This window comes from Enterococcus avium ATCC 14025 (genome assembly GCF_000406965.1).
GTDB lineage: Bacteria > Bacillota > Bacilli > Lactobacillales > Enterococcaceae > Enterococcus_A > Enterococcus_A avium.
Genome location: NZ_KE136362.1, coordinates 68,099 through 93,562 on the forward strand (window position 1 = coordinate 68,099; position 25,464 = coordinate 93,562).

Consider the following 25,464-nt stretch of genomic DNA (forward strand, 5'->3'; position numbering starts at 1 on the left):
GAATCAATGTTAGAACAATTAAAAGAAGAAGTATTTCAAGCAAATTTAGATTTACCTAAACAAGGGTTAATTAAATACACTTGGGGCAATGTCAGTGCTTACGATCCTGAGACGAAGTATTTTGTGATCAAACCCAGCGGTGTCAGCTATGAAGAAATGACAGCGGAGGATATGGTCGTTGTCGATTTGGAAAACAATGTGATCGAAGGACGATTGAATCCATCTTCTGACACACCGACTCACGCAGTCTTATATAAAGAGTTTCCGGAAATTGGCGGAATCGTTCACACCCATTCAACGTGGGCAGCTGCTTGGGCACAATCAGGGTTAGACGTTCCGGCAATGGGAACTACCCATGCGGATACCTTTTACGGGTCTGTTCCATGTGCACGTTATTTGAGTCAATATGAAATCGATGAAGGCTATGAACACGAAACGGGCTGTGTCATCGTAGAGACCTTTAAGCAACGGGAAATCAAACCCTTAGAGGTTCCAGGAGTGCTGCTTCATGGTCACGGGCCATTTACATGGGGCAAGGATGCTCATAGTGCCGTGATGAATGCCGTAGTATTGGAGGAGGTTTGTAAGATGAACCTACTGACGCGGCAATTAAATTCCTTTGCTGAAGAGCTGCCGCAACGTGTTTTGGACAAGCATTATTTACGTAAGCATGGAGCAAATGCTTATTATGGGCAAAAGTAGTTATTAATTTGGGAGGAGGATTACGATGATTAGCGATTTGTTTGTTTTGATTGGATTGGCCTTTTTTATCAAAATCTTTTTTGATGGCGCCAAAAAACTCGTGATTGGAGCGAATGGCGATGTTGTTAAGAGCAAAACGTATCTGATTCATGGTGTGTTAGGTGTGGCCTTTATGATCGTGGCACGACTAATTACGATTCTCCTCTAATCTATAGTCAACAGGGGATGATAAAGTGAAACTTCATGAGATCAATCAAGCTCCTTTTATCAAAGAAATGTGTGAAGCCACCAGTCAATTATGGGCGTACGGCTGGGCAGAGCGAAATGGTGGAAATATCAGCTATCGCCTGCCGCAAGAGGAGGTTCAATATTATCTCGATAGTGATCAGGTTAAAAGAACTATTCCATTGGATTTTACTGTAAAAAGCTTAGCAGGTGAGCTATTTCTCGTGTCAGGATCAGGCAAATATTTCAAAAATATTCAAAAGAATCCCGCTGATAGTTTAGCCATCATTCGAATAAGTGCAGAAGGCGACAGGTATGAGCTGCTGTGGGGACTAGAGGGTGGTGATTTGCCAACGAGTGAGCTGGCGTCACATCTTCAATGTCATGAAGTTCGTCTTGCACAAGATCCAGAGCATCGGGTCATTTTGCATACTCATGCGACGGCTATATCGGCGATGACGTTTATTCACGACCTAGACGAAAAGAAATTCTCTAAGACGCTATGGCAAATGATCACAGAATGTTTAGTCGTTTTTCCAGATGGGGTGTCGGTTCTTCCTTGGATGGTTGCAGGAACGAGTCAACTTGGAGCAGCTTCAGCTGACAAAATGCAGAATTCTAGAATTGTGATTTGGCCGCATCATGGAATTATGGGTGCCGGTCAAACGATGGACGATGCTTTTGGTCTAGTGGAAACGGCGGAAAAGGCTGCAGAAATCTATCTGCAAATTTGCTCAGCCAAACAAGAAATTAAGCAGCAGATCACAGACCAGCAGCTTTTGGATTTAGCAGAAAAGTTTCACGTGAAACCGAAATCCGGGATTTTATTGGAAGAAGGTCTGCGCAGTGACTAAGGTAGTCGTGATTGGTGATCCTTTCGTTTCAGCAGCAAATTTGGCAAATGCTGCAAAAGGACTACTACTTGAAGAGCCCGTTATTATTCAAAGCTTCGAGTGGCAGTCTGAAAAAACACGGTCAGAATTTCGCGAAGTTATCAAAATTCTGGAACATGATGGACCGAATGGTTTTGAATGGTCTGCTGAGATCTTGGCAGAAGTAGCAGAGGCCGAGTATTTGCTCGTACATTTGGCGCCTGTTTCACGAAAACTATTAGCTCAAGCAAAAAAGCTAAAGATGATCGGCACCTGCCGAGGTGGACTAGAGCATATTGATCTGGAGGCAGTGAAAGAGAGACCTGGACTTTCGGTAATCAATGTTATTCGAAATGCGGAACCAGTCGCGGATTTTACGATTGGTTTGATGTATGCGACTGTTCGCAATATCGCGGCTTCTGCTATTCAAGTAAAGCAGGGAAATTGGCCGCAGAATTTTCCAAACGATGCATATAAAACCTCCTTTTCCAATCTAAAAGTCGGGCTAGTGGGATTAGGACATATTGGAAAAATCGTTGCTAAACGCTTAACTGCTTTAGGGCTGGAGGTCAGTGCTTATGATGCGTTTATCGATCAAGCCAGCCTAGATCAAGAAGGCTATCAAATCAAATTAAAAAGCTTGAAGGAGATTTTCAGTGATTCAGATTTAGTATCTCTACATTTGAGAGTAGTACCAGAGACCCAGAATTTGATTAATCATTCGTTGTTGCGTTTGATGAAGCCCAGTGCCTATTTGATTAATACCGCGCGACCGGATATTATTAATCGAGCAGATTTACTTGACTGTTTGACGAAAAATCAGATCGCGGGAGCGGGTATCGATGTCCTATGGGAAGAACCAATCGCTTCTGATGAGCCCTTGCTAGCATTGGACAACGTAGTCATCACTTCACATATTGCAGGAGACACCATCGACGCGATAGACCGTTCGCCGCAATTATTGCAAGTAGAAATGAATCGAATATTAGGAAAAGCGTGAATTTTCACTCATCTAAGAGTTGCATTTAACAATTTTAAATGTAAACTTTTAGATGGGTGTTTTTGTCAGTTTTTCTTCCTGCTTTAGCAGGTTAGAAAAATGATATGCGTGCGAAAATAAAACCATTTTTCACGCTTTTTGAAAAATGAATACAACAGCAATGAACTAGCTGTCAGTTTTTCTTGCCTTTGCAGGTTAGAAAAATGATATGCGTGCGAAAATAAAACCATTTTTCACGCTTTTTGAAAAATGAATACAACAGTAATGAGCTAGCTGTCAGTTTTTCTTGCCTTTGCAGGTTAGAAAAACACCTAACTACATGGAGATATCTGGGAAATTTAATGAATGAGGCGATAATATGAAGCTTACACCAAAGGAATCAGGTGCGTATCAAAAACATTTTTTAATGGATACAGAAGCAATCAAACAATATGTTGTGGAAAGATTGGGCGCTTTTCCTTCAGGGACACCAATTGAAGTATCGGAGATTGGTGATGGGAATATCAACTATGTTTTTCGCGTGGTGAATCAGGCGACACAGGAAAGTCTGATCATCAAGCAGGCAGATATCCTGTTACGTTCTTCTGGGCGACCATTAGACATTGAGCGAAACCGGATCGAAGCGGAAATATTACGACTGCAAAATGAATTGGCACCGCAGTTTGTACCAGAGGTTTATTATTATGACCAAAAGATGTATGCTTTGACAATGGAAGATGTCTCAGCCTATCAAAATATGCGCTATGAATTGATTGACAAGCAGATTTTTCCAGATTTTAGCGAAAAGATCGCGGAATTTTTAGCACGTACGTTACTTTTAACAAGTGATTTGGTCTTAGATCGCGACGTGAAGAAGCAGCGCGTCAAAGACTTCATCAATCCTGAAATGTGCGATATCAGTGAAGACCTGGTATTTACTGAGCCATATGATGATTATAAGCAAAGGAATATCGTGACTGCAGGTAATGAAGATTTTATCAGAGAAAACCTATATGAAAATGAACCGCTGCAAGTAGAAGTTGCATTGCTGCGTCATAACTTTATGAATAATGCCCAATCATTGCTGCATGGCGATCTGCATACGGGATCGATTTTTATTAATCAAACGGGGTTGAAGGTGATTGATCCAGAGTTTGCTTTTTATGGTCCAGCGGGCTATGATATCGGCAATGTTTTGGCTCATCTTTATTTTCCAATGATTAAAAATTTGTTTGATTCGACGAGCGATCAAGAATTCCACCAGTGGTGCAAGGAAACGATTGCCGCTGTTTACGATCAGGTGCAGGAAAAATTAGAGACAGTCTACGATGAAGCAGTGACTTTTCCGTTGTATCGGAATCACGCGTTTAAGGAGATAATGTTGCAAAAAATCATGGAAGATGCGATCGGCTATGCTGGAACCGAGATCATTCGCCGCGTGGTAGGAGATTCAAAGGTGAGGGAATTATCCTTGATTCCTTCTGATAAAAAGGTCACGGCTGAAAGGATTTTATTGAAAATAGGCATTCAATTAATTATTAATCGACAACATGTTATTAGCGGCAGTCAGCTAGTCGCTGGAATTGACGAAGCTGTCAATTCGGCTTTTCCTAGTATGCAGAATTAAGAAAGATGAGGAATTGCTGCAAATTTAGCGGCACGTTCAGCACTAAAAGGTATTAGAACAAGATTCCTTCAACAGAAGCAGGTGAACAATTTGGAAAGACAAGATTATACGATGCCAACATTGCTGCAATATGAGAATGTCGCGTGGTACGAGAAGGGGAAAGTCCGTATTTTGGATCGGCGGATTTATCCAACGCAGCTCGAATTTGTGGAGTGTGAAACGCATCAAGCTGTAGCGCAGGCGATTACGGACATGGTTACACAAAGTGCCGGACCTTATACTGCGGCAGGTATGGGTATGGCGTTAGCGGCGGAAGAGAGCCGCGATTTCGCACCAGAAGAACAGATCGCTTATCTAAAAAAAGCATCTCACACGATTGCCAACGCCCGTCCGACAACAGCAAATCGCATGACACTGATCACAGAAAAATGTGTAGAAGTAGCAGAGCAAGCATTGGACAAAGGGGAAGATCCAACCGAAGCGATCAAGCAAAATACGATCAATTCCTTAAATCGCCGTTATTATACAATGGATCAGGTGGCTAAATACTTGATCGAAAAAATCCCGGATAATGGAACCGTTCTTACGCAATGCTTTGGTGAAACGATCATTGGGATGCTGCTGAGAGAAGCGATCGAACAGAACAAAACGCTGCGTTTCTTTTGTGCGGAGACGCGACCATATCTGCAAGGTGCGCGATTAACTGCCAGCTGCTGTGCAGAAATGGGGTTTGACACAACCGTTGTTTCTGATAACATGATCGCTTATTTAATGGCGCATGAAAAAATCGATTTATTCACTTCGGCGGCGGATACGATCGCTCAAGATGGCTATATTGCCAATAAAGTCGGTACGTATCAAATCGCAATTTTGGCGCAAAAATTTGGTATTCCTTACTTTGTTACAGGTATTCCAGATACAGATAAAACAAGTCATGAAAGCATCAAAATCGAAATGCGCGATCCTGAGCAAGTCATGGAGTTAAATGGGATCAAGCATACTTTAGCCGGGGTCAAGGCCATTTATCCTTCCTTTGATATCACACCGCCAGAATTAATTGGAGCAGTTGTGACGGATCGTGGATTTTTTTCACCCTATGACTTGAAACGCTATATCAAAGAGCAGCCGGAAAATAATTTTTATTGATTGAATGATTACGTGATAAAAATAGAATCATCAATAGCAGTGAGGAGAAGAAGATGAAGCATTTAAAAGAGCGTGAGCTGATCGTTGACTATGGCAAGAAGCTTATCACTGAAAAATTAACGACAGGTACTGGCGGCAACATCAGCATTTATCTGCCTGAAGAAGAAACGATGCTGATTAGCCCAAGCGGCATTCCTTATTTTGAAACAGAACCAGAAGACATTGTACTAATGGATCTTCATGGCAATGTGTTGGAGGGCAATCGTAAACCTTCAAGTGAATATGATCTTCATAGTATTTTTTACGCGAATCGTCCAGACGTTCGCTCAGTTGTTCATACTCATTCAGAATATGCGACGACGTTTGCCTGTCTGCAGCAGGAGATCGAACCATTGCATTACATCATTGGTTCTGTAGGGGAGAAAATTCGTTGCTGCGAGTATAAAACGTTCGGTACTCGGGAATTAGCCGAGGAAGCCTTTAACTTTATTCATGAAGACAACGGAATATTGCTAGGCAACCATGGCGTTTTGACCATTGGCCCAGACTTATCCAGCGCCTTTGGTGTGGCGAAAGACATCGAGTTTCTTGCTAAACTCGATTATCGTGCTCGCTACATTGGAACACCGAAACTACTAAATCAAGAACAAATGAAAGAAGTTCTAGAAAAGTTCGAAACCTATGGGCAACAATAATAAACCGCTGCTTTGACGGGAGTCAAGGCGGCGGTTTTTGTTTTTCGTAGAAGTAAATAAAAGATTGGTCAAGTGAAAACTCCGCTGTTCGTTTATTCACAATTAAAATAGTCTGTGAGAATTTTTGATTGGTCTAATATTTTTTTATAGCTGAATATCCTATATGTATAAATTTTTTTCTTCTGGATAGATTGTGAACGAACCTTCATGCTCATCTCCTTTTCTATTATATTTCTAAATTAGGACCTCTTTCCCATTTTTATATATCGTTATTTTAAGAATGTGCAATTGTGGCTTTTTTATTGTTTGAATTATTTCGATTTAATAGATAATATTTTTTAGATATTGATATATCACGTTTTTTACGGTAATTTTTACTTTTGTAACATATGTTCCAATTGGTAGAAAACGGTAGTTTGTGAAAAGAAAGCGTTGACACTTATTTTTACGATGTTATACTAAAAGTGATTTAAGGCATATGTCAAATGTGTTGTCATATGTCAAAAAAGTATGGAGGGGTAACAATGACACTTTATGGGAAGCTTTTGGAAAGAGAAAGAAATGGCGCACCGATCAAAGTTGGGGTAATTGGTGCAGGTCAAATGGGTTTTGGGATGATTGCTCAGATTTCGACGATTCCAGGAATGGCAGTGACTGGTATCAGTGATATCAATAAGGATGCCGCGCAGCGAGCAGCGGATGCTTATAATGCAAGTGCAGAGAAAAAAGTGGATATCTTGGTCAGCTCAGATTTTAAAGAAATCATTCATTCAGACAAGGTAGAAGTTATTGTTGATGCGACAGGTGTCCCAGAAGTTGGCGCCCAAATTTCATTAGAAACTTTATTAGCGAAAAAACACATTGTATTGCTAAATGTGGAAGTGGATATCACAATTGGGCCATTGATGAAGAAAATGTACGATGCGGCAGACTTAGTGTATACAGGATCTGACGGTGATGAGCCGGCTGCTACGACAGAATTATTTGAATTTGCAAAAAGCATGGGGATGGAAGTCTTAGTTGCTGGTAAAGGCAAGAACAACAAGCTGAAGGTTGGTGCAAACCCAGATACTGCGCAAGCAGAAGCGGATTCTAAACAGATGTCTAGCCATATGTTAGCTGCGTTCCAAGACGGTACGAAGACTATGGCTGAAATGAATCTACTGTCAAATGCGATTGGATTCATTCCTGACAAAGTAGGAATGCACGGAATCAGTGGAGATGTGGATTCAGTTATTAAGGATTTAGACTTGAAGGAAAATGGCGGTATCTTGGATAAATATGGCGTTGTTGAATATGTCGATGGATTGGCGCCTGGAGTGTTCGTGATCGTCAAGGGACAAAATGACGGGGCACGTCATGAGTTAAGTTACTTGATGAAAAAGGGTGATCGCGATCATCATATCTTGTATCGTCCCTACCATTTAGCAAGCTTAGAAACACCGATTACGATTGCAAAAGCAGTCTTGAATCACGATCATGCAATCGTTCCATTAGGTGCTCCAATTTCAGAAACTGTTGCGGTAGCTAAAAAGGATATTAAAGCAGGCGAAAAAATTGATGGCATTGGCGGTTATTGCGTACGCGGTGTGTTAGAAACCCATGCAGATCTGGTGAAAAACAATAATGTACCAATTGGTTTAGTTGGTGGTTCTTCTGTAGCGAAGCGTGATATCAAGGATGGCACCTTCTTAACCTATGATGATATTGAGATTGATGAAACAACGACGGTTTATCGTTTACGGAAACTTCAGGATTCAACGTTTGGTGATTAAGGCAAATTTAAAGCAGATGAGGGATACCCTCGTCTGCTTTTGGAGAGGATGTAGCTTATGAGTGGCTTAGTAATTGTTTTAATCGTTTTGATGCTTAGCCAGAGCCTGTTGAGCATTGTTCAGGTAAAATACTATCAGCGTTTTATTAAAAAAATTACGACAGAACAAGCAGGTACAGAGTATGAGTTTTATACCGAGGTCGTAAAGGGAAGACTTTTACGAGCGATCGTCGCGGTAGTTGTGGATGCAGAAGGCAGAGTTATTCAATGTTATGTCTGTAAAGGTTTGACGATATTTGCACGTTTTAAAGAGGACCAATCGTATAAAGGAACGCAATTGGTTAATTACAGTAATGTTGCAAAAGAAAAAGGCGCATCTCAAACAGAAAAAGCATTATCGCAGATTTACACACGAAAATTGGAAGCGGTTACCTAGAAAGAGGAGGATTTTATAATGAAATATATCGAATGGGCAGGGAAAAACTTTATTGGTATGTTTGAAGCCGGCGGCGAACAGTTCATGGGTTACATGACTGGAATCGTTCCACTATTGATTGTACTTTTAACGTTTACTTATTCAGTTATTGCATTTATTGGTGAAGAACGTGTAGATAGAGCGATCCGTTATTGTTCGAAATATATGATTTTACGCTATTCGTTAATGCCGATTTTAGCTGTTTTGATGCTGACAAATCCAATGGCGTATACCTTTGGAAAATTTGTTAAGGAAGAGGAAAAACCGGCGTTTTACGATGCAGCCGTTTCTTTTGTTCACCCAGTTACTGGTCTATTTCCATATGCGAATGCCGGAGAGCTTTTTGTTTACTTAGGAATTGCCAACGGCGTAACGAAAGCCGGATTTAGCCAATCAAGTTTAGCTGTCCGGTATTTCTTAGTAGGGATCGTGGTTATCCTGATTCGCGGAATTGTTACGGAAAGACTAACGAAATTCATGATGGCTAGAGAAGCGAAGAAAGCGACTGCGTAAAGGAGGAATCGTAATGTACAAAACAGTATTTGTAAAACCTGGAAGTAAAGGTTGGGGTGTTGGTCTAACATTAGTTCCATCAGAGCAAAAAAATAAAGTTGTTTCTGTTACAGGCGGAGGTATTCATCCGGTGGCGCAGCAAATTGCTGATTTAACCGGTTGTGAGGCTTGTGATGGCTTTAAGAATCAAATTCCAGAAGATGAAACTCTATGTGCCGTAATTGACTGTGGCGGCACGGCTCGAATCGGTGTATATCCGATGAAACGCATTCCGACAGTGGATGTTTTGCCGTCTTCTCCTTCGGGTCCATTATCTAAACATATCACGGAAGATATCTTTGTTTCAGGGGTCCGTCCAGAAGATGTCTCTATCTTAGAAGAGGCGAATTTAGAAGAAAAACAAATGGCAGCGATTAATCACGCTCATGCACAGGATGCGGAATCAGCAGCCGCGACAGAAAAAATTGTGACAAAACAAGACGAAGGCCGTGAGTCTGAAGAAGAGTTCAGAGAAAGATATTCAAAAATCAAAGAAGAGCATAAAGAAGAACAAGCGAAAAAGGACAGCTTCTTAGTTCGTTTCTCCCGTGGTATCGGCGGAGTGATGAGTACCTTCTACCAATCTGGTCGCGACGCGTTAGATATGCTGTTGAAAAATATTATTCCTTTCATGGCATTCATCAGTATGATCGTTGGGATCATTAACTACACAGGTATCGGTGATTGGTTGGCGAAAGTTCTTTCACCATTAGCTGGTTCACTGCCTGGTATGATTGCGTTGGCTTTGATCTGTAGTATTCCGATCCTATCGCCGATTTTAGGACCAGGAGCAGTAATCTCACAGGTTATCGGAGTATTGATCGGTACCCAGATCGCCAATGGCTCAATTCCAGTACAGTATGCATTGCCGGCATTATTTGCAATTAATGCTCATGTAGGTTGTGACTTTATTCCGGTAGGGTTATCATTAGGTGAAGCCAAACCGGAAACCGTAGCAATCGGAGTGCCAGCGATTTTATATGGACGGATGCTGACTGGTTTTACTGCCGTAATCTTGGCATGGTTGGCTAGTTTCGGAATGTATTAAAACTGTTTGAATGGAGCGAATGGATAGATGGTAAAAACCAAAATTATTGAAATCGGCAGCATGGTGCCAGCCTTTGAAGAAGAACGCTTAGTTATTTTGTTTGGTCCTTCTGCAACGGCAGAATTAAAAGATATTTGTGTGATTCATGAGTTCGAGGATCAGCCCAAGGATGCGTTGAAGGTCGGCGGGAAAATCAAATTCGGCGATCAAGAATTTACGATCGAAGAGGTAGGTTCGCAAGCAAATGCAAATTTTGAAGAATTGGGACATATTTCGATTTATTTTCGTAACGCAATTGGCGAAATCCTTCCAGGGGCAATCATTGTCAGTCCTGGCAATTTCCCAAGCTTTGAAGTCGGTGGCGTGATCGAAATTATTTAGTTTAAAAGGTCGAGGATGTGCCGAAAATAGGTCATCCTCGGCTTTTTTAGTAAATAGAGCAATTCTGTATAATTTTCGTACTTGCAGGCGCGCAGGATCAACCGTATAGTGAATGGGATCAAAGTAGTTCAGAAGGTGGGATCAAAAAATGGCTATAAAACATAATCGCGACATCGTAAAAGTGGCTACGATGTATTACAAAAAGAATTTGAAACAGTCGGAGATCGCTAAATACTTGGGTATTTCACGTTCACTTGTTTCAAAATATTTGAATGATGCAAAGAATGAAGGGATCGTTGATATTTTTATTAAAAGCGAGAGCGCCTATTCCATCGAACTGGAGCTGGCTTTAGAGGAAACATTCGGGTTGAAAAAAGCCGCGGTCTTAGATACCAGCAGTTTGCGAAAAGACGAGACCGAACGCTTATTAGTCCAAACAGCGATCACGGCCTTTCAAAAGGAGATCACGAAAGCTCAAACGATCGGTCTTTCTTGGGGGAAAATGCTGCGGGGAATCGTTGATGAGTACCCATATGAAAATCAAGCAGATACCACGATTATCCCATTAATCGGCGGACTAGGGTCAGAGATGGTAGACGTTCATTCCAATCAGTTGGCCTATGATCTAGCGAAAAAACTTAGAGCGAAATGTAAATATCTCTATGCACCTGCACTGGTGGACAATGCATTTATTAAAAAAAGTTTGATTGAAAATGACGGAATCCGCGATGTCTTGGAAGCGGGAAAAAATGTTGATTTTGCATTAGTGGGAATTGCTAGTCCGTTTTCTAAAAATAATACGATGACGGAGATCGGTTATGTTGATCAGCAGGATATTGATGAACTGGAAAAACTAGATGTGATCGGAGATGTTAATTCAAAATTTATTGATCAGAATGGTCAGGAAGTTACCTGCGAGATCAACGAAAACGTGATTGGTCTAGGTGTTGAGGATGTTCGGAAAATTTCAAATGTCGCAGTTGCCTGCTACGAGGAAAGCAAAAAAGAAGTGCTGTACGTCGGGGCGAAAACTAAAATTTTTACCCATATTACAGTGACAGATAGCTTAGCTGAATACTTATTAGAACGAGCAAAAAACGAGACGTCTTGATGAAACGTCTCGTTTTTTATTTATAGGGAAAATATAAAATTTTTACATGATTAAATCGCTATATCCATGTCCGACTTTACGAACTAGCTATTCTACGCAAACTAAGCATACGGTTACTGCTAAACTCCATTAAGCAGAACTAGCATATCGGTAATAAGCAAAAATATTGCTCAAAAGCTGAGCGAGTTGGCAAAGCCTTTCTTATTGAACGTATTTTTGTAAAAACGCCGTAACTTTTTTCTGATACATGGCAGGATCGCTGCTCAGAGCTTTTGCATGTTTAGCGTCATGAACGATATATTTTTCCTTTGGGCCATTTGTCGCGTTATAAACCTCATCTAGCATTGAATAAGGAACAAAGTCATCCTTGTCACCATGAATGAAGAGCATTGGCCGCTTGTTCTTGTTCAACTGTTTGATGGTATCTGCCTCGCCAAAAAAATAGCCCGCACGTACTTTTGTTACGACACTGGTAACAGGAATCAAAGGAAATGCCGGCAAATTGAACATTTGTTTCAACTGATAACTCAATTCCCCATTAACAGAGCTATAGCCGCAGTCTTCTATGAAAGCTTTGACATTATCCGGCAATTTTTCTCCGCTAGTCATCATAACCGTTGCTCCTCCCATACTAACACCATGAAGGACGATTTCTGATTGAGGATCTTGCTTGACGATTCGATTGATCCATTGAAGATAGTCTTTTCGTTCTGGCCAGCCAAAGCCGATATAATCGCCTTCGCTTTTGCCATGACCACGAGCATCCGGCATTAGTACGTTATATCCGAGATCATGATAGATTTTTGCATATTGCGGCATGTCTGAAGCTTGTCCCATATACCCATGAGCAATGATGGCTGTTTTGTGCTGCTCTTTTTCAGCTGGCAAATAATAAGCAGATAATTTCAGCCCATCTGTGGATGTCAACTGCCAATCTGTACGGTTATTTTTATTATTGAACCAATCTTCAGCGGCGATCAATTCCTTCGATTTTTTATCTGAACTCTCCGCCAAGAAATCTTTTTTGGCCGGAACCACGGCGTATGAATAGAAATAATTTCCTGCTGCAATTAGTGCAATCACTATAACCAGGACAATTCCTAAAATTATTTTTATTGGTTTACTCATTTTTGCCTCCTCTAAATGTATCATAAGCAGTATAAAGAAAATTCCGACTCATAACAAGTTCACACACTGTCGTATTTACAGAGGTATATATTCATGAGAAAATGTAGCAGAGTTTAGAGCAAGGATATCAGTTCTGCTTTTCCCAGATAAAAAAATTCGAGCAATAATCCTGAATTCTTAGAACAATTGAGCAGGAGCAATTTAGCAGAATGATATACGTCACGAAGACAAAGTGATTTTTATAAAAATCATTACCTTATTTATGAGCAAGGAGTAAGCAAATGAAAAATAAAAAAATTACGATTAAAGACGTTGCGAAGCAATCAGGTGTTTCCATCGCAACGGTTTCTCAGATTTTAAATGGCAACGATCAAAAGTTTAGTCCAAAAACTGTCGAAAAGGTGCTGGCAGCCAAAGATGTATTGAATTATGAACCAGATTATTTTGCACGCCGTATGATTATGAAAAAAAGCAAGACGATCGGTGTCTTAGTTCCCGATATCACCAATCCTTTTTTTAGTACTTTGGTGCGCGGTATTGAGGGTGTACTATACCGCGAAAATTTCGTGACTATGTTCTGCAACGCAGATCTGGACACGAAAAAGGAAACAGTTTATCTAGAAGAGCTTAGTCGTCGCGGTGTTGATGGCTATATCATCGCCAGCTCAGCGATTTCCAATCAGGCGATCAATGACTCTTTACGAAAAAAAAATCTGCCCTATATCGTCTTGGATCAAAAGAAGGCAGAAGGCTTCAGTGATGCGGTCTTGACTGATGACTTTACAGGCGGAAAACTTGCAGGCGAACATTTAAGCCAATTAGGTCATCAAAAAGCGGCTGTTGTTTTGCCAGAGGATGCGACAGAAAATATTCAGACACGACTGGCAGGTTTTCAGGAGATTTATCCTGATGCTATTCTGATTCGTGGAGACTTAACTAAAAACGGCGGACGCCAAGCAGCTAAAGAGATCATTAAAACTGAGGCGACTGCGATTTTTGCGATCAATGATGAATTGGCTTTTGGACTTTATTTGGGTTTGGCAGATCTGAATAAGAAAATTCCGCAGGATTATAGTGTGATTGGTTACGACAATATCGATATGTGCGAATACGTGACGCCTCAACTAACGACAATTGCGCAACCGATTTACGAGCTAGGCCAAACGACCGCACGATTATTACTGGAAAGAATTGAACAGCCCGAGAAGCATTGGGAGGAGAAGACCCTCCCAGTACAGCTGATTCAACGTTTTTCAACGGCACACTTGAAATAGCTTTCAAGCTGTGCTATATTTTTGGTGTCGAGTTAAAACGTTTTAATAAAACGTTTTAACTTAAAAGCAAATGAATGAGTTTAAAGAACGAGAAATGGAGTGAAGAAAATGAATACGATTACAGTCATTGGGAGCATCAATCTTGATCGGACAATTCGTGTAAAGCAAATGCCAAAACCTGGTGAAACCATGCATACCAAGGAAATTTTTTCAGCTGGCGGAGGCAAGGGTGCAAATCAAGCAGTGGCAGCAAAACGTTCTGAAGCTGTTACAAATTTTATTGGGGCAATCGGCAATGATGAGGCTGGCGAAATGATGCGTGAACTTTTATCAGAAGAAGGCATTGAATTAGCTGGTGTACAAACATTGGAAAAGCAAGCGACAGGGCAAGCTTATATCATCGTGGATGATCAAGGAGAAAATAGCATCATGATTCATTCTGGTGCCAACAATGCCTTTACACCCAAACAAGTTCAAGCGCATACGGATCTAATTAAGGCGAGTGATTTTATCATTGCTCAATTTGAAAGCACTTTAGAAAGCACGGTTGAAGCCTTTACGATCGCTCGTGAAGCAGGAGTGAAAACGATTCTAAATCCTGCTCCGGCTCTAGAAAATGTTCCTGAAGAATTATTGAAGGTAACCGACATGATCATTCCAAATGAAACGGAAACCGAAATTTTGACGGGAATCAAGGTCACAGATGAAGCAAGCTTAAAGGCTGCAGCGGATCATTTGCATCAGTTAGGAATTGAAGCAGTAATTATCACCATCGGTAGTAAAGGTGCATTTTATGATGTACAGGGTCGTAGCGGTATCGTACCAGCATTCAAGGTCAATGCAGTGGACACAACCGCAGCAGGCGATACCTTTATTGGCGCGATGAGTAGTATCTTAGCCAAAGATTTCAGCAATTTGGAGCAGGCGATCGAATACGGAAACAAAGCCTCTTCTCTAACTGTTCAACGCTTTGGTGCACAACCATCTATTCCCTATAAAAACGAATTAAACTAACGAAAGGATCTTTAATATGAAAAAAAGTAAAGTCATTAACTCAGATATTTCACGCGTGATCGCACAGATGGGTCACTTTGATCAATTAAGCATTGGCGATGCCGGCATGCCGGTTCCCATGACGACAGAAAAAATTGATTTAGCAGTTGATAATGGTATCCCAAGCTTTATGGATGTTTTGAATAATGTGCTGGAAGAATTGGAAGTTCAACGGATTTATTTAGCTGAGGAAATCAAAACAGAAAATCCTGACATGTTGAAGAAAATTCAAGAACGTTTACCTGAAACTCCTGTGACGTTTATTCCTCATAGCGAAATGAAGGTAGCGTTGCATGATAGTCGAGCATTTATTCGAACAGGCGAAATGACTCCTTACGCGAATATTCTATTAGAGAGCGGCGTCGTATTTTAAGAATTGTCATAAGGAGGAAATACTATGAACACAACAGCAATTTTAATCGGATTAGGCCCGTTACTTGGTTGGGGACTTTACCCAACGATTGCTTCAAAAATCGGTGGTCGTCCAGTAAATCAAATTTTAGGTTCAACTTTAGGGACCTTGATTTTTGCCTTCGTTTTCGCATTAGTTAACGGAATGAGTTTACCAACAGGGATGGATCTAGTCTTCTCGATTCTCTCAGGAGTTGGTTGGGCGATTGCCCAAATCATTACCTTTCAATCCTTTACGCTGATCGGTTCCTCACGGGCGATGCCGATCACGACAGCTTTTCAATTATTGGGAGCATCTTTGTGGGGGGTATTTGCATTAGGTGATTGGCCAGGCATGAACGCTAAATTATTAGGTGGACTTGCTTTAGTTCTCATCATTTTAGGTGCATGGATGACGGTCTGGACAGAAGAGAAAACACAGGAAAAAGCCAACGTCTTAAAGAAAGCGGTTCTCTTATTAGCCGTTGGTGAGATCGGCTACTGGGCTTATTCTGCTGCCCCTCAAGCAACGAATATTGATGGGATGCATGCATTCTTACCGCAAGCGATCGGAATGCTTCTAGTAGCTCTTGTCTATTCAGTAATTTTAAGTGTGAAGGATAAAGAAAAATCGGCACTTGCAGAAGCCGTTTCTTATAAGCATATTTTTTCAGGTTTCTTTTTCGCCTTTGCAGCATTGACTTATTTGATTTCAGCCCAACCAGATATGAATGGATTAGCAACAGGCTTCATCCTGTCTCAGACTTCCGTTGTTCTAGCAACATTGACGGGTATCTGGTTCCTAGGACAAAAGAAAACGAAAAAAGAAATGACCATTACGATCATTGGATTGGTACTGATTCTAGCTGCCGCTGCGATGACGGTAATGATCTAAAAATTAATGATAACTTTCAGACGAAAAGTAGGCTAAAAGCTTGGTAAGCTTTGGCCTATTTTTTCGTCTAAATTAAGTTTGAAAATTGTTTGATGAGGTAAAAAAGACAAGTATCTCTTATGTGAATGCTATAATCAAAGCATGAAAAAGAGCATGCCGCTTTTATTGGATTAATAAACGGGCATCTTGATTTTATTAGCAGAAAGAAGGAAAACTATGAAGCTGACAGTTTCGTTAGATATTTTAGAAAAAACATTCTATTATGTTTCGCCAGTTAAGCCTGTATCGACAGTTCCGTTAATTTACGCGACTTTTTTAATGGAAAAAGCGCAGGTGGCTTACACTACAGAAAATGAAGTGAAGTTCGCGCGTAAGGTTGAGCGATCATTTAAAACAGCTTTTCATGAGATTGTGGAAGCAAATCAGGAATATCGTGAGCTGTTGGATCAGGATCAGCTTTTATCCTCTCAGCAGCATTTGACTTATCAGGCTAATTTGATTGATTCTGTGATAGCAACGATTCGAGAATATCCTGATATGCAGTTGATTCGTGTCGAGCTTGCCGGAAGCTGGCCAGTGTTTCAAACAGAAGCTGGGCGTCTGGATTTGGGCGAATAAGTTTGTTAAAACGTAGATAGATGTTACAGTTAAATTGAAAGGGTGAAGAAAATGGAACTCACATATTTTGAAGGACAAGCAGCATTCTTAGAGGATTATCAAAAAGTTGCTAAAGCAGCAACGATTGACCAGCAACAAGTGGTCGATGATGTAATGGAAGAATTGAACAAACCGACACCAGACGATCAGCTTTATTACATTTTACCTGGTGATAAAACGGCTAACGGGCAAGCAGTCCGATTTCCCTTCCGGAAAGAATTGATCGCAATGGATGAAGATGCAACAGTTTCAACGCAATTTTTCTATGAAGGATCACCGTACGAATACGAAGTTTTAGAAGAAGAACAACGCTAATTATGCAAGGCTTTCAAGTTTAAATGCTTGAAGGTCTTTTTTTGACTTGCTTTAAAAGTAGAAGCTGGTATGATAGATACAATATGGTTTGTTATTTTTTAGCAAGAATGGGAGGTGATGGTCTTGCATGATCGACTAGCAGCAGGGCTATTTCCTGCAAGCAATGAATTAAAACTGAAAGGAAGTTAATGAATTGTTTATTCTTGAAAAGAAAGCGGAACCAGCACAACAAATATGGACACACATCAAACGTCACTATCAGGGGGAGAAAGTAGCAGTTGTTGGAGTCGAGAAGCAATTGCCACAAACCTTCTTACGAAATAAGCAAGTTATTTTTTATGAAAGCCTGACTGGACGATCGTTGGTAGAAGAAGGAAAACGATTTTTAGACAAATTCTCAAAGGATTATTCTGCTTTTGTCTTTTATGTAGACTGTCCAAATGAAGTCGCAGAACAGCTCATCGAAGCCGGACGTGCTTTAGGCGTTAGAGTAACGGTTACGGTGGAAGCGAAGGCTGCTTAGGAAATTAGCCATGTGGAAAGAAGTGATTCACCAAAAGACGGTCCAAAATACGATTTTACGAAGTGGATTACGACTTTTGCAACAACAGTCTTGGTGCCAAAACAAGGAAAAAAGGGCATTGCTAGAGCTATCTGAGCAGCTTCAGCATGTGATGCAGCTACATTTAGAGACAGAGAATTTAGTCGTAGGTGTTCCCGGATTTGGGAAAGAAGTCACGCTATTAGAAGTAGCTGAACCAACATTTGTTCCGCATCATAAAATAGAACAAGTCGTCGAATCTGCCGCAGGGTATTTTATCAAGTTAAAAGTAATAAAAACCATTTAAAAGTAGTCGCACAGCTGTGCGGCTCTTTTTTTAACATTAAAGGAAGTATAACATTTTAAGCGGTCAAAGGATTGATACATCAATCTTTTGACCGCTTTTCATCTGGTCTTTTTCCTATTAAACTGGAGATATGAAACCCAATATTTTACACGCCATTTTCTTTGATGAATATCAAAACTGGGAGAAATTCAATCAAAGGTACACAAGAAGGATTCGATCCGTTGTGAAAAGAGAAGTGAAGAAGTTTCGCGATTGTGGTGACCTTAAAAAAGGTTATCGTCTATTTGTCTGTGAAGGATGCCATGATGTAAAGAAAGTGGCTTTTCGTTGTAAAGGGAAATTTTGTCCAACTTGTGCAACTGGGGAAAGTCAACGGTGGGCAGAGGTTGCGGCGAATGATCTGTTTACAGTGACGCATCGACACGTCATCTTCACGATCGATGAAGGTTTACGTGAGATTTTTCTGAAGGAGAAGTATCGTAAGGAGCTTTTAAAAGGATTAATGGATGAAGCTGCACGGATACTATTAGATTTTTTTAGAAAGCACCATATACAAGCTGGGGTTGTGGCAACACTCCACACCTTCGGTTCTCAGCTAGAATACAATCCGCATGTTCATTTAGTCGTCACCATGGGTGGACTGACGAAGGATGGAAAATGGAAGGACTATGACTATTTTCCGTTCGCAATGTTGAGGAAATATTGGCAGAATGCGGTCCTAAAGCTCATTCGAAGAACCTTATCCCAATGGGATAAGGCACGAGTCCAGCCGCTTTTACAAGCGGCGTACACGAAAAATGCAGAGGGTTTTTACGTGCATGCACCCAAAAGGAGCCGAACTTCTCTCAAAAAGATATTAGAATATATCAGTCGTTATATGAAACGTGGTCCCATTGCTTTAAATCGTATCCTTTTGTACGATGGGAAAATAGTGATGTTTCAGTATCATGATAAACGAACTAACACGGATAAGATAAAGACGATGTCGGCAGAGGAATTTATTGGTGCACTGATTCGTCATATTCCAGAGAACCAGTTCAAAACAATTCGTAGATACGGCATTTATAGTCGGCGGATCAAGACAATCATGAAAAAAGTATTAAGTAATTACCAGAAAGAGATTCAACGAATGCTTGTGAATGTGAAGAAAGCACTTAAACCAAAATCATGGTGTGAACGAATAGCCGAAGAATTCGGAGTAAATCCATTGGAATGTACTAGATGTGGCGAATATTATGAATTTAGTGGAGTTAGTGTGTCTAAAAATGGACGACTTGTAGTGAAATATGCGAAGAATAAAGAATCGGAACGATTCATGCGAGAGGAGAATAAAAAAATTGGGGAAGAAGCATCGAAACGTAAGTATGAAAAAGAAAAAGAAGCAGCTTTTAAAAAACTTCGATTCCAATGGAGTGGTTCATTACATTTGTCTTGAATGTGGGATAAAGGAAAAAATTCCAAAGGAAGTAGTTCAATTTTTGGATGCAGGAGATGTTGCATTTGATCCTGAGAACGCTCCGCAATTTGATTGCGAAAAATGTGGTGGAGAGATGTATCCAGAATACTATAAGAACGTACTTGGATACGAATTTAGAATCAGTGATCGACAATAAAATGATTTATCTAAACAAAAAGTCCTCAGGAGCGGTTTTCTCCTGAGGTTTTCTTAATTGGAAATTATACTAGTACGGATTTTGAAGAGAATTTCCACTTCAATGTGGAAAATAAAAAATTTAATTTGTTTAGAAAACACTTTATAGTTGGATTATAGAAAACGAGGAGGGAGTTTACTTGGAAGAAGCACAAATGGGAACAGAAATGGATTCGATGGCCATTATTTTACATGCAGGCAATGCAAAAAGTGATTCATACGAAGCGCTGCAGGCAGTTAAACAAGGAGATTTTCAGACCTTTGAAGAAAAATATCAATCAGCAAAAACTGAAATTCGAATGGCACATAAGGCGCATGCGGAGATGCTTCGTAGGCTTTCTGCCGAAGAGCGGATGGATGAGGTTGATTTGCTGCTGGTACACGCAGAAGGGCATTTAACATCAACGGATATCGCAGTGGACATGATTGGTGAATTTGGCGAGTTATATAAGTGGAAGGAGACTATTAATGGATAAAAATTTTTTGTGGGGCGGCGCAACAGCTTCTTATCAGTGTGAGGGTGCATGGGATGTAGATGGAAAGGTCGAATCAATGTGGGATCGCTATTTACATGAGAACGATCTGGAAAATGGCGATGTTGCCAGTGACCATTATCATCGTTTTGAAGAGGATATTCGGATGATGAAAGAAGGCGGACAGAATTCTTATCGCTTTTCACTTTCATGGCCACGTATCATTAAAAACAAAGAAGGTGAGATCAACGAAAAAGGCCTCGCTTTCTATCAACGTTTACTAGATGCTTGTCATAAATACGATATCGAACCATTCGTGACGATCTATCATTGGGATCTTCCTCAGTATTGGGAAGAAGAAGGTGGCTGGCTGAATAATAAAGTGGCTTACGCTTTTGAGCATCTTGCAAAGGTTTGCTTCGAGCATTTTGGGGATAAGGTACGCAACTGGACAACCTTTAATGAACCGAAATGGTTTATCGCAAATGGCTACTTTATCGGCAACTATCCTCCGGGACTTCAGGATGTTCAGAAAACAATGGTCGGAGCATACAATGTCATGCTAGCTAGTGCCTTAGGTGTACGAGCGTTCAGAGAAGGAGATTATCAAGGCCAAATCGGAATCGTTCATAGCTATACACCAGTTAATGGGGTTGATGATACGATCGAAACAAGGGTCGCGATGCGCTATGCAGATAATTATTGCAATAACTGGATTTTAGATACGGCGGCTTTAGGTGAGTTCCCAATTGATCTAGTAGCTAAGCTGGCGGAAGATTACGATATCAGCTTCATGAAAACCGAAGAACTAAGGATCATCAAAGAAAATACCGTCGATTTTATCGGACTAAATTATTATGCACGCACATTAGTGAAACCTTATACCGGAGGCGAAACACAGTTGGTGTTCAATCATTCCGGGAAAAAAGGTGAGAGTAAGGTTGTTATTAAAGGTTGGTTTGAACAGGTGAAGGACCCTAACAGTGAATTTACTGCATGGGATACTGAAATCTATCCAAAAGGCTTACAGGATGGCTTGCTTGAAGCGTGGGATCGCTATCACTTGCCAATCTATGTGACTGAAAATGGTGTTGGCGTCAGAGAAGATGTGACCGTCGATCAAGTAAAAGATGATTACCGAATTTCATTTATGAATGATCACATTAACGCTATTATGAATGCGATGGATCAAGGTGTGGATATTCGTGGCTACTATGCATGGGCATCGTTTGACTTATACTCATGGAAAAATGGTGTAGAGAAACGCTATGGCTTAGTTGCAGTTGATTTTGAAAAGGATCAAATCAGAAAACCAAAAGCTTCCTATTATTGGTTCAAGGATATTATTGAAAGCAATGGCGAGAAAATCCAAAGAAGAGCATTTGAATAGAATACGGCTCTTGTAGAAAAAATAAATCCATTAATCTGAATAAGGATGCCAGTCCAACTTTTCCCAGTCTGTTTAGCTAGTGATAAAAAATAGCGTCAAAATCAACAAAAAGCATGGAACAACATAGTTGGATGGTATACGGCATGAAAATCAGACTTATTTTTCTGGAAGAAAAATAAATCCATTAATCTGAATAAGGAGAGACGAGAAAATGAAAAAAATCATGTTGGTTTGTAACGCGGGAATGTCAACCGGGATGTTAGCGAAAAAAATTGAGGCAGCGTCAGATCATACTTTAGAAGTCAGTGCCTATAGTGAATCGGAATATCAAGATTTTCTGGAGGGTATGGATCTTGTATTGATCGGTCCGCAAATTCGCTTCTTAAAGCCTCAGATCGAAGCAGCGGTTGATGTACCGGTTGAAGCGATCTCACCAATGAAATACGGAATCATGGATGGTAAAGGCGTGTATGAGGATATCAAGAAATTGATTGGAGGATAAGTAGTCATGGGATTTAGTACATTTAGCGATACGATGGATAAATACATCTCACCATTAGCAAATAAATTGAGTCAGCAACGCCATTTAAAGGCTACCCGAGATGCCTTTATGTCCATGCTGCCGATCACCTTGTTTGGATCGATTCCGATTATTTTGAATGCTCCGCCAGTGACTGAAGATACGAAAAATGGGTTTCTGCTGGCTTGGGCAAGCTTTGCTGAGAAAAACGGCTTGGTTTTGAACTGGATCAGCGGTGTGACCTTGAGTGCCATGGCGTTGTTTATCTGCGTAGGAGTGACGTATTTCTTGTGTCGTCACTATAAAGAAGATGTTTTGCGACCAATGATGTTTGCTCTAGTTGGTTTCCTAATGCTAGTATTGACGCCATTGAAAATGGGCTGGGACGGCAAAGAAGTTGAAATCAGCTTTTTGGATGGCCGAGGAATCTTGCTGTCACTGTTTGTGGCGATCGTTACAGTAGAAGGTTATCATTGGATGCGCAAAAGAAATATAGGACGGATCAAGATGCCAGATAGTGTTCCTGCGTCCCTTTCAGAGACGTTTGCTGCCTTAGTTCCTGGGTTGATTCTAATGACGTTCTTTTCAGTGATCTTCATTATTTTCCATGCCTTTGATACGACAGCCGTTCAATTCTTGTATAATATTATGGCGCCGAGCTTCCAGGCTGCCGACAGCTTACCGTTTACGATCATCAGTGTCTTTTTGATTCATTTGTTCTGGTTCTTTGGTATTCACGATGCGGCCTTGGCCGGAATTTTAGGACCGATCCGCGATGGCAATCTATCGATTAATGCGGCGGAAAAAATGGCGGGTGCTGATCTAAGCAATATTTTCACGACACCTTTTTGGACTTATTTCGTCATTATCGGCGGTTCAGGTTCTGTGTTAGCCTTAGCCTTTTTAATGATGCGATCGAAGTCTAAGCAGTTGAGCACGGTTGGGAAAATCGGTTTGATTCCTTCCTTCTTTGGGATTTCTGAACCAATGATTTTTGGGACGCCGTTAATGCTAAACCCGATTTTCTTCTTCCCGTTCATCTTTACTTCGGTCTTTAATGCGGTTGTCACCTATTTATGTATGTCGTGGGGAATCGTTGGAAAAACCTTCGCCGTCTTTTCTTGGCAGATGCCGTCACCGATCGGGGCATTTTTATCTACGATGGATTGGCGAGCAGTTGTTCTAGTTTTGGTTTTAATTGTTCTTGATGGGATCATGTACTATCCATTCCTGAAAGTTTACGAGAAAAATCTCGTTCAACTGGAAAAAGAGAGCGAGTCAGAATCAGCATGATGTTATAATAAAGCGTAGAGGGTTGAGTCCTCTATGCTTTTATTGGGGTAATTAATAAAGCAAAAGCCACTTATTTTACAGGAGGGATCCCTAGTGAATATTTCTCACAGGCAAGAAAAAATTCTAGAGAAATTGTCCCTAAATCAACAACCTTCTACTGCGGGCCAGTTGTCAAAAGAGCTGGGTGTTTCTTCGAAGACGATACGGAATGATATTCAACAACTAAACCAACTTTCGGAGCTGCCGCTTGTTCTTTCAAAGGCGGGAGCAGGGTTCTCTTTAAATCCAGAGAATACCTTGTTTCAACAAGTAAAACTGGAAAAACAACCCGCTAATATTTCTTTTGAGTTGCTGACACGTTTATTGGATCAAAAGGCTTGTGACTTTTACGAATTAGCAGATGAGTTTTTTATCAGTGAATCCACCCTTGATCGAATGGTCAAAGAATTGAATGCTTTGATCGCTAAAAATGATCAGCGGTTTTTGATTAAGCGAAAGCAAAATCAATTATTTATCGAAGGCGATGAAGCTGCTAAACGTCGGATTTTTACGTTATTTTTAAATCAGGAAATCGAGACGAACAAGTTAAGTTTAGACAATTATTCGGATTACTTTGAGGAAATTGATTTAGCGAAATTATCTAAAACGGTTGTTCAAGTTCACCAAGAAGAGGGCTTTGCTATCAATGACTTCTCGACGATTTCATTTATTTTACATCTCGCGGTATTGTTAGAGCGAGTGAGCAAAAAAAGCTATTTGAATGCTTCTCAGAGCGTATTGGAAAAGAACCAGAGCTGGCAGTTGACGCTGACGATGGTTAAACGCTTAGAGGAGAGCTTTGATGTTGAGATCCCGGAAAAAGAATATGCCTATATTTATCGTCTCTATTCTGGTTCGATTGTTTCTGACGAGGATTTAGCTGATAAGGAGTTAAAAAAGGTTATTAAAAGCTTACTGGCCAGTATTGATTCGATTTTTTTGATTGATTTTACTCAAGACGAGAAAATCAATGACTACTTATTGACTCATGTTTCGGCTTTATACAAGCGTTCTGCTCATCAGCAATATTTAGTGAATCCATTATTGGATGAAATCAAAAGCAAGTTTCCTTTTGTGTATAACGTAAGTGTTTATGCGTCAGGATTTCTTCAAGAGAAGCTAGACATTCAATTTCCAGAAGACGAAGTGGCCTATCTTTCCTTGCACTTTCTTTCAGCTTTGGATAATATTCGTGCCCATAAGAAAAAGCGGATTTTACTAGTATCACCTTATGGCGTGGGAAATCAACGAGTCGTAAGGAATCAGTTGAATAAGATCCAAGACTTCGATATCGAGTTGTCTGTTGCCGAATCGATTTTTGCTGTGACAAGTGAAATAACAGAAGACAAATCGATGATTTTAACAACGGAGCCCTTGGAGCTGAAAACAACCATTCCGATCTATCGTTATGAAGCCTTTTTGACAGAGACTGATTTGGAAAAGATTCAGCAGATCTTGATTGCAGAAAATCAAACGCCCTCTGTTTTAGCGACATTTCTCAAGGAAGAGTTATTTTTCCCGCAAAAAGAGTTTGCCAATAGAGACGAAGTGATTCAATTTCTTTGTCAGGAATTATACCAAAAAGATTACTGCGAGAAGGATTATGTGGAAAAGGTCTTAAAGCGCGAGGCATTATCTAGTACGGCGTTTGGCGATTTTTACGCGCTGCCTCATGCCATCAAACGTGAAGCGAAGAAAAATGCGGTAGCGATCTGCTCATTGGCAAAACCGGTGCAGTGGAAGGAAAAGAAGGTTAAGCTGGTTTTGCTGTTAGCGCTTAAGGAGGAACGGGATAATTCCTTTGAACAGCTGTTTGAAGAACTTGTACAGATGTTGAGCGATGCTTCTCGGGTGAAAAAACTGGCGAAGCAAACCTCATTTCGAGATTTTATGGAGCTTTGCCCAAATTGAAAAACAACCGTCAGGACCCATTTATGCTGGATCTTGACGG

General features: G+C 40.6%; 29 protein-coding genes. 28 read left to right on the forward strand and 1 reads right to left on the reverse strand.

Annotated features, from left to right (window positions below):
• Positions 1–6: 6 nt before the first annotated feature.
• The 13 genes from OMU_RS07395 (at position 7) to OMU_RS07455 (ending at position 11,587) form a co-directional block, all read left to right on the forward strand.
• Positions 7–702 carry an L-ribulose-5-phosphate 4-epimerase gene (locus OMU_RS07395; protein ID WP_016179319.1) on the forward strand — a complete coding sequence of 232 codons (696 nt, stop codon included), beginning with the start codon at positions 7–9 and terminating at the stop codon, positions 700–702.
• A gap of 25 nt (positions 703–727) precedes the next feature.
• Entirely contained in the window at positions 728–910 is a 183-nt protein-coding gene (locus OMU_RS07400) for a hypothetical protein (RefSeq protein ID WP_016179320.1), read from the forward strand.
• A 25-nt stretch (positions 911–935) separates the two neighbouring features.
• A complete protein-coding gene (gene rhaD, locus OMU_RS07405; protein ID WP_016179321.1) occupies positions 936–1,781 on the forward strand; it encodes a rhamnulose-1-phosphate aldolase in 846 nt (281 codons plus the stop codon).
• Positions 1,774–2,799, forward strand: coding sequence for an NAD(P)-dependent oxidoreductase (locus OMU_RS07410; protein ID WP_016179322.1), 1,026 nt, complete (start codon positions 1,774–1,776; stop codon positions 2,797–2,799). Before rhaD ends, OMU_RS07410 begins: the two co-directional genes overlap by 8 nt.
• A gap of 358 nt (positions 2,800–3,157) precedes the next feature.
• Positions 3,158–4,405 (forward strand): S-methyl-5-thioribose kinase, encoded by a 1,248-nt coding sequence (gene mtnK / locus OMU_RS07415; protein ID WP_016179323.1) that lies wholly within the window; start codon positions 3,158–3,160, stop codon positions 4,403–4,405.
• A gap of 90 nt (positions 4,406–4,495) precedes the next feature.
• Complete coding sequence (locus OMU_RS07420) at positions 4,496–5,551, forward strand: s-methyl-5-thioribose-1-phosphate isomerase (protein ID WP_016179324.1); 1,056 nt, start codon at positions 4,496–4,498, stop codon at positions 5,549–5,551.
• 53 nt (positions 5,552–5,604) lie between these two features.
• Positions 5,605–6,246, forward strand: a complete 642-nt coding sequence (locus OMU_RS07425; protein WP_016179325.1) for an L-fuculose-phosphate aldolase — start codon at positions 5,605–5,607, stop codon at positions 6,244–6,246.
• A 524-nt stretch (positions 6,247–6,770) separates the two neighbouring features.
• The gene (locus OMU_RS07430) at positions 6,771–8,021 is read left to right on the forward strand and encodes an NAD(P)H-dependent oxidoreductase (RefSeq protein ID WP_016179326.1); all 1,251 of its coding nucleotides are present in this window, start codon (positions 6,771–6,773) and stop codon (positions 8,019–8,021) included.
• 57 nt (positions 8,022–8,078) lie between these two features.
• Complete coding sequence (locus OMU_RS07435; protein WP_016179327.1) at positions 8,079–8,456, forward strand: transcriptional regulator GutM; 378 nt, start codon at positions 8,079–8,081, stop codon at positions 8,454–8,456.
• Positions 8,457–8,474: 18 nt separating this feature from the next.
• Complete coding sequence (srlA, locus tag OMU_RS07440) at positions 8,475–9,008, forward strand: PTS glucitol/sorbitol transporter subunit IIC (RefSeq protein ID WP_016179328.1); 534 nt, start codon at positions 8,475–8,477, stop codon at positions 9,006–9,008.
• A gap of 13 nt (positions 9,009–9,021) precedes the next feature.
• Positions 9,022–10,095, forward strand: coding sequence for a PTS glucitol/sorbitol transporter subunit IIB (gene srlE / locus OMU_RS07445; protein ID WP_016179329.1), 1,074 nt, complete (start codon positions 9,022–9,024; stop codon positions 10,093–10,095).
• 27 nt (positions 10,096–10,122) lie between these two features.
• Positions 10,123–10,476 (forward strand): PTS glucitol/sorbitol transporter subunit IIA, encoded by a 354-nt coding sequence (locus tag OMU_RS07450; protein ID WP_016179330.1) that lies wholly within the window; start codon positions 10,123–10,125, stop codon positions 10,474–10,476.
• A gap of 148 nt (positions 10,477–10,624) precedes the next feature.
• Positions 10,625–11,587 carry a sugar-binding transcriptional regulator gene (locus OMU_RS07455; RefSeq protein WP_016179331.1) on the forward strand — a complete coding sequence of 321 codons (963 nt, stop codon included), beginning with the start codon at positions 10,625–10,627 and terminating at the stop codon, positions 11,585–11,587.
• A gap of 201 nt (positions 11,588–11,788) precedes the next feature.
• On the opposite strand, the gene OMU_RS07460 is transcribed toward OMU_RS07455, so the two are convergent.
• Positions 11,789–12,715, reverse strand: coding sequence for an alpha/beta hydrolase (locus OMU_RS07460; protein ID WP_016179332.1), 927 nt, complete (start codon positions 12,713–12,715; stop codon positions 11,789–11,791).
• Between the two features lie 281 nt (positions 12,716–12,996).
• Between OMU_RS07460 and rbsR the strand changes: the two genes are divergently transcribed.
• From rbsR to OMU_RS07535, 15 genes are all read left to right on the forward strand, one after another.
• Positions 12,997–13,989, forward strand: a complete 993-nt coding sequence (rbsR, locus tag OMU_RS07465; protein WP_016179333.1) for a ribose utilization transcriptional repressor RbsR — start codon at positions 12,997–12,999, stop codon at positions 13,987–13,989.
• A 108-nt stretch (positions 13,990–14,097) separates the two neighbouring features.
• Complete coding sequence (gene rbsK, locus OMU_RS07470; protein ID WP_016179334.1) at positions 14,098–15,003, forward strand: ribokinase; 906 nt, start codon at positions 14,098–14,100, stop codon at positions 15,001–15,003.
• Positions 15,004–15,019: 16 nt separating this feature from the next.
• Complete coding sequence (gene rbsD / locus OMU_RS07475; protein ID WP_016179335.1) at positions 15,020–15,415, forward strand: D-ribose pyranase; 396 nt, start codon at positions 15,020–15,022, stop codon at positions 15,413–15,415.
• A gap of 24 nt (positions 15,416–15,439) precedes the next feature.
• Positions 15,440–16,327, forward strand: a complete 888-nt coding sequence (gene rbsU / locus OMU_RS07480) for a ribose/proton symporter RbsU (protein WP_016179336.1) — start codon at positions 15,440–15,442, stop codon at positions 16,325–16,327.
• A 216-nt stretch (positions 16,328–16,543) separates the two neighbouring features.
• Positions 16,544–16,945: a hypothetical protein gene (locus OMU_RS07485; protein ID WP_016179337.1), complete on the forward strand. Its 402-nt coding sequence runs from the start codon at positions 16,544–16,546 to the stop codon at positions 16,943–16,945.
• A gap of 51 nt (positions 16,946–16,996) precedes the next feature.
• Positions 16,997–17,299: a DUF5960 family protein gene (locus OMU_RS07490; RefSeq protein WP_016179338.1), complete on the forward strand. Its 303-nt coding sequence runs from the start codon at positions 16,997–16,999 to the stop codon at positions 17,297–17,299.
• A gap of 193 nt (positions 17,300–17,492) precedes the next feature.
• Complete coding sequence (locus OMU_RS07495) at positions 17,493–17,822, forward strand: hypothetical protein (protein WP_016179339.1); 330 nt, start codon at positions 17,493–17,495, stop codon at positions 17,820–17,822.
• Between the two features lie 10 nt (positions 17,823–17,832).
• Complete coding sequence (locus OMU_RS07500; RefSeq protein ID WP_016179340.1) at positions 17,833–18,147, forward strand: hypothetical protein; 315 nt, start codon at positions 17,833–17,835, stop codon at positions 18,145–18,147.
• Between the two features lie 130 nt (positions 18,148–18,277).
• Complete coding sequence (locus OMU_RS07505) at positions 18,278–19,582, forward strand: IS91 family transposase (protein WP_071879978.1); 1,305 nt, start codon at positions 18,278–18,280, stop codon at positions 19,580–19,582.
• A gap of 43 nt (positions 19,583–19,625) precedes the next feature.
• The gene (locus tag OMU_RS23895) at positions 19,626–19,760 is read left to right on the forward strand and encodes a hypothetical protein (RefSeq protein ID WP_002302374.1); all 135 of its coding nucleotides are present in this window, start codon (positions 19,626–19,628) and stop codon (positions 19,758–19,760) included.
• A 178-nt stretch (positions 19,761–19,938) separates the two neighbouring features.
• On the forward strand, positions 19,939–20,274 hold the full coding sequence (locus OMU_RS07515) for a PTS lactose/cellobiose transporter subunit IIA (protein WP_016179342.1): 336 nt from the start codon (positions 19,939–19,941) through the stop codon (positions 20,272–20,274).
• Positions 20,267–21,661 (forward strand): glycoside hydrolase family 1 protein, encoded by a 1,395-nt coding sequence (locus tag OMU_RS07520; RefSeq protein ID WP_016179343.1) that lies wholly within the window; start codon positions 20,267–20,269, stop codon positions 21,659–21,661. The genes OMU_RS07515 and OMU_RS07520 overlap by 8 nt, the downstream gene beginning before the upstream one ends.
• Positions 21,662–21,872: 211 nt before the next feature.
• Positions 21,873–22,163: a PTS sugar transporter subunit IIB gene (locus OMU_RS07525; RefSeq protein WP_016179344.1), complete on the forward strand. Its 291-nt coding sequence runs from the start codon at positions 21,873–21,875 to the stop codon at positions 22,161–22,163.
• Between the two features lie 6 nt (positions 22,164–22,169).
• Positions 22,170–23,474 carry a PTS sugar transporter subunit IIC gene (locus tag OMU_RS07530; protein ID WP_016179345.1) on the forward strand — a complete coding sequence of 435 codons (1,305 nt, stop codon included), beginning with the start codon at positions 22,170–22,172 and terminating at the stop codon, positions 23,472–23,474.
• A 93-nt stretch (positions 23,475–23,567) separates the two neighbouring features.
• Entirely contained in the window at positions 23,568–25,424 is a 1,857-nt protein-coding gene (locus OMU_RS07535; protein WP_016179346.1) for a BglG family transcription antiterminator, read from the forward strand.
• Positions 25,425–25,464 lie beyond the last annotated feature (40 nt).

Coding starts and splice junctions, on each gene's coding strand:
- OMU_RS07450 (WP_016179330.1), top strand. CDS start 10,123: ATGGTAAAAACCAAAATTATTGAAATCGGCAGCATGGTGCCAGCCTTT.
- OMU_RS07500 (WP_016179340.1), top strand. CDS start 17,833: ATGTGGAAAGAAGTGATTCACCAAAAGACGGTCCAAAATACGATTTTA.
- OMU_RS07505 (WP_071879978.1), top strand. CDS start 18,278: ATGAAACCCAATATTTTACACGCCATTTTCTTTGATGAATATCAAAAC.
- OMU_RS07490 (WP_016179338.1), top strand. CDS start 16,997: ATGGAACTCACATATTTTGAAGGACAAGCAGCATTCTTAGAGGATTAT.
- rbsR (WP_016179333.1), top strand. CDS start 12,997: ATGAAAAATAAAAAAATTACGATTAAAGACGTTGCGAAGCAATCAGGT.
- mtnK (WP_016179323.1), top strand. CDS start 3,158: ATGAAGCTTACACCAAAGGAATCAGGTGCGTATCAAAAACATTTTTTA.
- OMU_RS07530 (WP_016179345.1), top strand. CDS start 22,170: ATGGGATTTAGTACATTTAGCGATACGATGGATAAATACATCTCACCA.
- OMU_RS07525 (WP_016179344.1), top strand. CDS start 21,873: ATGAAAAAAATCATGTTGGTTTGTAACGCGGGAATGTCAACCGGGATG.
- OMU_RS07430 (WP_016179326.1), top strand. CDS start 6,771: ATGACACTTTATGGGAAGCTTTTGGAAAGAGAAAGAAATGGCGCACCG.
- OMU_RS07485 (WP_016179337.1), top strand. CDS start 16,544: ATGAAGCTGACAGTTTCGTTAGATATTTTAGAAAAAACATTCTATTAT.
- rbsU (WP_016179336.1), top strand. CDS start 15,440: ATGAACACAACAGCAATTTTAATCGGATTAGGCCCGTTACTTGGTTGG.
- OMU_RS07425 (WP_016179325.1), top strand. CDS start 5,605: ATGAAGCATTTAAAAGAGCGTGAGCTGATCGTTGACTATGGCAAGAAG.
- OMU_RS07520 (WP_016179343.1), top strand. CDS start 20,267: ATGGATAAAAATTTTTTGTGGGGCGGCGCAACAGCTTCTTATCAGTGT.
- rbsK (WP_016179334.1), top strand. CDS start 14,098: ATGAATACGATTACAGTCATTGGGAGCATCAATCTTGATCGGACAATT.
- OMU_RS07455 (WP_016179331.1), top strand. CDS start 10,625: ATGGCTATAAAACATAATCGCGACATCGTAAAAGTGGCTACGATGTAT.
- rbsD (WP_016179335.1), top strand. CDS start 15,020: ATGAAAAAAAGTAAAGTCATTAACTCAGATATTTCACGCGTGATCGCA.
- OMU_RS07395 (WP_016179319.1), top strand. CDS start 7: ATGTTAGAACAATTAAAAGAAGAAGTATTTCAAGCAAATTTAGATTTA.
- OMU_RS07460 (WP_016179332.1), bottom strand. CDS start 12,715: ATGAGTAAACCAATAAAAATAATTTTAGGAATTGTCCTGGTTATAGTG.
- srlA (WP_016179328.1), top strand. CDS start 8,475: ATGAAATATATCGAATGGGCAGGGAAAAACTTTATTGGTATGTTTGAA.
- OMU_RS07400 (WP_016179320.1), top strand. CDS start 728: ATGATTAGCGATTTGTTTGTTTTGATTGGATTGGCCTTTTTTATCAAA.
- OMU_RS07435 (WP_016179327.1), top strand. CDS start 8,079: ATGAGTGGCTTAGTAATTGTTTTAATCGTTTTGATGCTTAGCCAGAGC.
- srlE (WP_016179329.1), top strand. CDS start 9,022: ATGTACAAAACAGTATTTGTAAAACCTGGAAGTAAAGGTTGGGGTGTT.